The organism is Streptomyces sp. SM1 (assembly GCF_002910825.1).
In the GTDB taxonomy this organism is placed as follows: domain Bacteria; phylum Actinomycetota; class Actinomycetes; order Streptomycetales; family Streptomycetaceae; genus Streptomyces; species Streptomyces okerensis.
This window is the reverse complement of the sequence record NZ_NEUB01000856.1, coordinates 1-5,706: the sequence shown is the minus strand read 5'-3', so window position 1 is coordinate 5,706 and position 5,706 is coordinate 1. Positions and strand designations below refer to the sequence as shown.

5 protein-coding genes and 1 pseudogene are annotated in these 5,706 nt (G+C 66.9%); 5 read left to right on the top strand and 1 reads right to left on the bottom strand.

What is annotated here, in order from left to right; translation table 11 throughout:
- Together B9S61_RS27965 and B9S61_RS27955 are read left to right on the top strand one after the other, a co-directional pair.
- A pseudogene (locus tag B9S61_RS27965) lies at positions 1 to 570 on the top strand (hypothetical protein); the annotation flags it as partial.
- 450 nt (positions 571 to 1,020) lie between these two features.
- Positions 1,021 to 1,674, top strand: coding sequence for an HAD family hydrolase (locus B9S61_RS27955; protein ID WP_103544722.1), 654 nt, complete (start codon positions 1,021 to 1,023; stop codon positions 1,672 to 1,674).
- On the opposite strand, the gene B9S61_RS27950 is transcribed toward B9S61_RS27955, so the two are convergent.
- Entirely contained in the window at positions 1,656 to 1,916 is a 261-nt protein-coding gene (locus tag B9S61_RS27950; protein ID WP_103544720.1) for a hypothetical protein, read from the bottom strand. The two genes, B9S61_RS27955 and B9S61_RS27950, sit on opposite strands and share 19 nt — an antisense overlap.
- Positions 1,917 to 2,489: 573 nt before the next feature.
- On the opposite strand from B9S61_RS27950, the gene B9S61_RS27945 reads away from it, so the two are divergent.
- The 3 genes from B9S61_RS27945 to B9S61_RS27940 all read left to right on the top strand — a co-directional run.
- Positions 2,490 to 4,112 (top strand): recombinase family protein, encoded by a 1,623-nt coding sequence (locus B9S61_RS27945; protein WP_258039888.1) that lies wholly within the window; start codon positions 2,490 to 2,492, stop codon positions 4,110 to 4,112.
- A gap of 142 nt (positions 4,113 to 4,254) precedes the next feature.
- Positions 4,255 to 4,413, top strand: a complete 159-nt coding sequence (locus B9S61_RS43575; RefSeq protein ID WP_107499720.1) for a recombinase family protein — start codon at positions 4,255 to 4,257, stop codon at positions 4,411 to 4,413.
- A 59-nt stretch (positions 4,414 to 4,472) separates the two neighbouring features.
- Positions 4,473 to 5,706 (top strand): transposase (locus tag B9S61_RS27940; RefSeq protein WP_146064883.1); only part of this gene is annotated, 1,234 nt, incomplete at its 3' end.

Below are 5,706 nucleotides of genomic sequence, written 5' to 3'. Positions count from 1 at the left end.
CTGGGCGACAGCGCGGCTCAGCCCGACTGGTGGCGGGTGGACAACAGCGCGTTCGGCATCGGGGAGGAGGTGCCGGGATTCGTGGGGGGCGTCGAGATCCCGGAACTGCTCAGGCCGCCGGCGGCCAAGGAGAAGGAACCCGGACCGGAGACGTCCGTCGAGCCGGTCGCCGTGGCGGAGGCGGAGGCCGCCGCGCCGGGTCGCCGTCGCCTGCTGCGGCTGCCGGCCCGGCGGTGGAGCAACCCGCTGCTGCTGCTCGCCGCCGGACTGCTGGTCGCGGGCGCCGTGCTGGGCAGCTGGTTCGCCCTGGTCCTCGGCTGGCTCATCGCCTACGCCTCGCGGCGGCTCAGCCCCGCGGAGTCGAAGGCGGCGGTCGTCATCATCCCCGGGCTCGCGCTCACGGGCGGTGTGGTCTGGCTGTGGGGCAGAACGGCGGGCCGCTGGGGCACACCGGTCGCCGAGGGGCAGATGAACGCCGCGATCGCGGAGGCGTGGCCGTGGGTCATCCGCGGCGCGGCTGTCGCCTCGGCGCTGTTCCTGATCTGGCGGTCCCAGCGGCAGCGCGGCTGAGCCCGCCCCTTCCGGCGAGCTCAGCCCTGTGGACCTCAGGCAACCCTGGGCCTCTGGCCCCGGCCCAGAGCCCAAGCCACCCGTCCGGGACGCCAGACCTCCCCGGCTACGGGCAGCCGAGCCCCCCTGAGCTGCGGACAGCCCACCCCCCAGCTGCGGGCGGTCGTGCCCCCTGAGTTGCGGACAGCCCACCCCCCCCCAGCTGCGGGCAGTCGTGCCGCTGGGGCGGCACGGGTGGGCGCAGCGGCACCGGCCCAGCGCCGCGAGCTGCAGCAGGCGGCCGTACCTGGATCGCCCCCGCCGCCCCTAGCCCGTCCCCGGGGGCGCTGCCCCCGGACCCACGCTCCTCAAACGCCGGAGGGGCTGGAGTTGACCTGAGGGGGTCACAGCTGCCGAAGTGGCTCGGGCTTCCGCCCGGGGTCGGCCGGCGGGTGGCGGACAATGGCGCACATGGCCCTCACGACCCCGCTCCCACCCACCGTCGGTTTCGATCTCGACATGACCCTTATCGACTCCCGCCCCGGCATCCACGCCTGCTACCTGGCGCTGGCCGAGCGCACGGGAACGTACATCGATGCCGACCTCGCGGTCAGCCGGCTCGGGCCGCCGCTGGAGGACGAGCTGGTCAACTGGTACCCGGCCGAGCGGGTCGGGGAGATGGCCGATCTCTACCGGGAGATGTACCCCGCCTACGCCATCACCCCCACGCCCGCCCTCCCCGGCGCCCGTGAGGCGATAGCGGCGGTACGGGAAGGCGGCGGGCGCGCGATCGTCGTCACGGCGAAGTACGAGCCCAACGCGAAGCTGCACCTGGCGCACCTCGGCATCGAGCCGGACGCGGTGATCGGCGGCCTGTGGGCCGAGCGGAAGGCGCTGGCGCTGCGCGAGCACGAGGCCGCCGTCTACGTGGGCGACCACGTGGGCGACGTGCGCGGCGCGCGGACCGCCGGCGCGCTGTCGGTCGCGGTCGCCAGCGGCCCGTGCGACACCACGGAACTGCGCGAGGCCGGTGCGGACGTCGTCCTCACCGCCCTGACGGAATTCCCGCAATGGTTTTCGGACCATCGCACCGCCGCCCCCACCGTTCACCCCTCCGACAACTGACCCGCCCGCGCCCTGCGCCGCCCCGCCGCGGCCGAGCGCACGACGCCCGCCCCGGCCATCAGGAACCCGACACCCGTCAACATGCTCAGCACGAACATGTACGTCGGAAAGGGCGTCGTACCGAGGAACAGCGGGGCCACGGTGACCAGAGTGGCCACGGCGCCGATGATGAAGACGATGGCACCGGCACGGACCAGACCGTCACCGGGCTCTGCGGAATTCGCTTGGGTTTTGTCACGCACCGGACCAGGGTAGTTCCTGGCCGAGAGGAACAGCCGGGTGACGTCTTGTCACCGGACTGAAGAGCATTAGCCTTGGTACCGGCGGGTCATCGGGCCCAGGGCTTGATCAGGTTCCCTGAGCGTCTGGGTTGTTGGTGATGCCCAGGAGTGGGAGGGCTCGTTCGGGCTGGTCGCGGATTGCCCGCGGCCCCGTCTCGCACTCGGGCACCAGTTCCAGGAAAGACCGCAGGTCAGCGACCTGGCTGACATCCAGCGGACCCAGCTTCACCAACACCGGCGGGATGGGAGAAGATACAGCGGCAGGCACGGGCCACCTCATGATCGTTGAGCTTAGACACCCCAATGATCACGAATCCCGTGCCTGCTCTGCTATGCACCCCAACCGGTCGCCGCCCGACCAACCCGCACGGCCCAGGAACTTGATCAAGCCGTGCATCGGGCCCGCCCGAGTGCTATCACGAGCCGTTTTCCGACGCAGTTTTCCCGACGAGTACGAAGACGAGGAGCGTGCCCACCGGCAAAGTCAAGCCGGTTACCTAGGCACACAGAGAGCGCTACCTCGCCTGTCTCCGCCTGTCTGCCGACTCGGACGGCTCGACGTCCATCGAGTGGCAGCGTGGCGTGATCCGACACCACGTCAGCTCTCCGCACCTGTCCGGCGTCCTGGTGGGCGAGGCAGAGGACACGGACGTCTCAGGCTCGATGAGCCCCTTCAAGCGCCCCAAGCTTGGACGCTGGCTCAAGGACAGGGCCGATGAGTTCGACGTGATCATTGCAGCCAAGATGGACAGGCTTACGCGTCGCTCGATGCACTTCAATGAACTGTTGGAGTGGGCACAGGAAAACGGGAAGTTCATCGTCTGCGTTGAAGAGGGGTTCGACCTCTCAACTCCTCAGGGAAAGATGATGGCACGTATGACAGCCGTCTTCGCTGAGGCTGAGTGGGACACCATCCAGGCACGCATCCTCAACGGCGTACAGAGCCGCCTAGAGAACCGTTCATGGCTCACGGGCGCTCCGCCTACCGGCTACCGCATCAAAGCCGTAGAGGGAGGCAAGAGGAAGGTTCTGGAGATTGACCAGGACTTCCACCCCTACGTGACAGAGATCTTCTCCCGCATCGGAGAGGGTCAGTCCACACACCGAATCGCACGTGACTTCAACAGTCGCGGCGTCCTCACATGGTCGGATCACCTCAGGAAATTGAAGGGGGAGGCCACAAAGGGAACTCAGTGGCAATCCACCATCATCAATAAGTTCATCCGCTCTCCCTGGATTCCCGGTATCTACACGTACAAGGGTGAGGCTGTCTTGGATAACGAGGGAGGATTGGTGATTCTCCCTGAAAAGCCTTTGGCCTCAATGCGGCAGTGGGAATACCTGGTGGATCACATCAAACCCGCCCCCAAGGTAGAGAATACGGAAAGCCGTACGGGAGCAAGGAGCTTGCTTGCTGGTATTGCCCGCTGTGGGGAATGCGGCGCTCCTTTTTCTTCTCTCCTGAATTCCGGGCACAAAAGGAAAGACGGTACGAGGGTTCCCGGACACAGGTATTACCGCTGCTCCAACAAGTTCAAGGGTGGGGCGTGCACGAGCGGCCCCTACGTCCGTGCGGACATCCTTGATGAGTGGGTTGACCAGGCAATCCGTGACTCTATCGGCCAGTGGGACATGTACGAGCGAGCCGGTGCCGGCCCCTCACGGGCAAGGGAACTCCAGTCAGCAAGGGCACGCCTGGAAAAGCTGGAAGCTGACTTCCTGGCAGGCGACTACGACGGAGAGGGGCAGGAAGAGTCGTACAGGCGCATGCACAAGGGGCTGTCGGCAAAGGTCGCTCTCCTTGCACGGCAGGAGGAGCGGCGAGCGAATCCCGCACTGTGGGCGACGGGTAAGAAGTACGGGGAAGTCTGGGGAGCCAAAGACCAGGAAGACCGTAGGGAATTCCTGAGGAAGTACCAAGTAAAGCTCTGGGCTTGGAGTGACGCTATTCCCAACGCGGGTACGGGGATGGTTATGGATATGGGTGATATCCAGACCATGGCGCAGGAACTCGACCTGAGCATGGGAGACGGAATGGGCAGGCTTTTGGTCGGTCGCAATGTACCGGCGCAATGGACCGACCCTGAACCGGGGGAATTCGCTGCGGATGATGTCCCGGCAATCCTGAAAGGGCTTGAAGCGGCGCGAAGGGGATAGGCGCAAAGAGGAGACGTCACTGAATTGCGGCGCCTTATTCTTTTATGTAATTGTTTATGAATTCGACTCCCACCTGCAACGGTTGAACAACAATTGGAAGGGTGGTCCGGTCTTTCGAGTGCCTGAGGCTAGGGGGCAGGCAATGGCGGTCATCGGGTACCAGTGGGTCAGCACCAACGCTCGGGACGCACGGCTTCAGAACGACGCTCTGACTGCGGCCGGTTGCTCGAAGATCTATGAGGACATGGAATCCGGCAAGAATGCGGAGCGCCCTGGTCTCCTCTCCGCTCTCGACTGGTAGCTATTCAGCAGGGTGTGATCGGTTCGCGGACCGTGCGGCGTGATCGCTAGGGTGGCGGTGTGGAGGATCCCGACTGGTCTGCGAAGGACCTTCTTGCCGAGTTGGCCGCGGTACGCGGCGAGTTGGCGGCTTCCCGGGCCGAGGCGGCCGCGAAGGACGAGCGGATCGATCAGCTGCTGGTCCAGATCGCGGAGTTGACCACGCAGGTCCAGGCCCTGGTACTGCGGCTGTCGAGGGATTCCTCGACCTCCTCGAAGCCGCCGTCCTCGGACGGGCCGGGCAAGCGGCCCCGTGGCGGGTCCTCGCGTACCCGCTCGGGACGCAAACCGGGCAAGCAGCCAGGTGATCCGGGCACCACCTTGCGGCAGGTAGAGGATCCGAACGAGCGGATCGTCATCCCCGCTCCGGCATCCTGCGCCGGCTGCGCGTCCTCGCTGGTCAAGGTTCCGGTGGCCGCGGTGCGCCGCCGTCAGGTCTTTGACCTGGCCACCCCGCTTCCGCCGCAGGTCATCGAGTACGCCGCGGACGTCAAGTGCTGCCCCGGGTGCGGAAAGAAGGCCACCGGAGTCTTCCCGGCCGGAGTGGAATCGGCGGCCCAGTACGGTCCCGATGTCACCGCGAAGGTCGCGGACGCGGTCCTGGGACACCACATCCCGGTACACCGCTCGACACTGCTGGTGATGGAACTGTGCGGGATGAAGGTCTCCACCGGCTTCGCCGCATCCCTGCGAGGCCGGGCCGCCCGCCTGCTGGAGGCCGGGTTCCTGCCCTCGGTCCGCGCCCTGCTCTCCGGCGCACCCGTCGTGCACGCCGATGAGACCTTCACCCGCACCCGGGCCAGGACCGTCTTCCTGCACGTGGCCTCCACCGCGCACCTCACCCTGATGCACACCGGTGACCGCTCGGCCGCGACCATCGACGCCGGCCAGGTCCTGCCGCACCTCAGCGGTGTCCTGGTCCGCGACGGATACGCCGGCTACACCCACCTCGACCACGTCCTGCACGCCTGGTGCGGCGCGCACCTGCTACGTGACCTGCGCGGCATCCATGAAGCCGACCTCCAGGGCCAGCTGTGGGCCCGCGCCATGGCCGACACCCTCCTGGAAGCCAACCGTCTCGCGTCCGCCGCCCGCGACACCGGGCGCGAGGAACTCACCGCCGACGAACTGCGCACCATCCACCGGCTCTACACAGGAGCACTGGCCCGCTCCCGCCAGGACAACCGGAACAAGAACACCGAACTCGCCCGGCACGCCCGCACCCTGGCCAAACGTTTCGAGGAACACCGCGAGG